1 protein-coding gene is annotated in these 1,551 nt (G+C 75.1%); it reads left to right on the forward strand.

Going from position 1 to position 1,551, the window contains the following annotated elements; all coding sequences use genetic code 11:
* The first annotated feature begins 253 nt into the window (after positions 1-253).
* Positions 254-1,516 carry a DUF2079 domain-containing protein gene (locus ACZ7H1_RS13950; protein ID WP_470786469.1) on the forward strand — a complete coding sequence of 421 codons (1,263 nt, stop codon included), beginning with the start codon at positions 254-256 and terminating at the stop codon, positions 1,514-1,516.
* Positions 1,517-1,551: the final 35 nt, after the last annotated feature.

A 1,551-nucleotide genomic window follows, 5' to 3' on the forward strand; every position in this document is an offset into this window, starting at 1 on the left:
ACCCCCTCCCCCCCCCCATCCCCCCCCCCCCCCCCCCCCCCCCCCACCCCCCCCCCCCCCCCCCCCCCCTCCCGCCGCCCCCCCTGTCCCTGGTTCGCAGGTCCGTGCCGTCCGGCTGCCCGGGCAGCGGGGGAAGCGGTGGACACGGGGGGCCGGCCTGGCCCTCCGGGCGCCACGGCAGTGGGACCCGTACGCGCTGGCCGCGCTGCTCTTCGCGGCGTACGGCGCCATCAGCGTGCTCCGATACCGCCGCATGGAGACGCTCTCCTGGGACCTCGGCATCTTCGAGCAGGCCATCCGGGCCTACGCGCACCTCCAGGCGCCCGTCGCCGACCTCAAGGGCCCGGGCACGCACATACTCGGCGACCACTTCAGCCCGGTGACCGCCCTGATCGCCCCCGCCTACCGGCTCTTCCCCAGCCCCGTCACCCTCCTCGTCGTCCAGTCCGCCCTGTTCGCGCTCGCCGCTATACCCGTCACCCGCGCCGCCGGCCGCCTCCTCGGCCGGTCCCGCGGGCTCGCGATGGGTGTCGCGTACGGGTTGTCCTGGGGCATCCAGCGCGCCGCCGACTTCGACTTCCACGAGATCTGCTTCGCGGTGCCCCTGCTGGCCTTCTCCCTGGAGGCGCTCCTCGCCCGGCGGCACCGGGCCGCGCTGCTGTGGGCGCTGCCGCTCGTGCTGGTGAAAGAGGACCTCGGCGTCACCGTCGCCGCCCTCGCGCTCGTGGTCGCCCTGCGCGCCTGGAGAAACGATCCTCGAACCGCGCGCTGGGCCCTGGCCGCGGCCGCCTTCGGGCTGGTCGCCGCGCTGCTCACCTTCCGGGTCCTCATCCCCGCCTTCAACACCGGCGGCGACTACGACTACTGGACCAAGCTCCAGGACGCCGGCCCGCTGGACGGCCTGGGGACCAAGTTCCGCACCCTGCTGTGGATCCTGCTCCCGACCACGGCGCTGCTCGCCCTGCGCTCGCCGCTGCTGCTGGTCGCCGCCCCGACCCTCGGCTGGCGCATGCTGTCCGCCGACGACCACTACTGGGGCACGGACTGGCACTACAACGCCGTCCTGATGCCCATCGTGCTGCTGGCCCTGGCCGACGCCGTCGACAGCTCCCGCCGCAGCCCCCGCCCCTGGCTGCGCTCGTACGCCCTCCAGGTGCCCACGGCCGTCGCGGCCGCGGCGCTCGCGCTGACCCCCTCCATGCCCCTGGCCGCGCTCGCGGAGGGCCGTACGTACGAGAAGAGCGAGCGCGTCGAGGCCGTGGAGGCGCTGCTCGCGCGGATCCCGGACGGCGACAGCGTCGAGGCCGACGTCGGCCCCATCGCCCGGCTCACCTCCCGCTGCAAGGTCTTCTGGATCGGCGGCACCAAGGGCGTGGTCCCCGACTGGATCGCCCTCGACAACTCCTCCGGCTGGGTGCCCGACCCGCTGGAGTACTCCCGGCAGCTGCACCCCGGGGCCCGGTTCGCCCCGGCCGGTACGGCCCACGGCTACGTGCTCCTCAAGAGGCAGGACTGAGCAGGGCCCGGTGCGCCGCACTCGGCGCACCGGGC

This window comes from Streptomyces sp. NPDC037401, from assembly GCF_055602345.1.

Bases quoted from the DNA above. Each gene is read 5' to 3' on its own strand.
- ACZ7H1_RS13950 (WP_470786469.1), top strand. From the start codon at position 254: ATGGAGACGCTCTCCTGGGACCTCGGCATCTTCGAGCAGGCCATCCGG.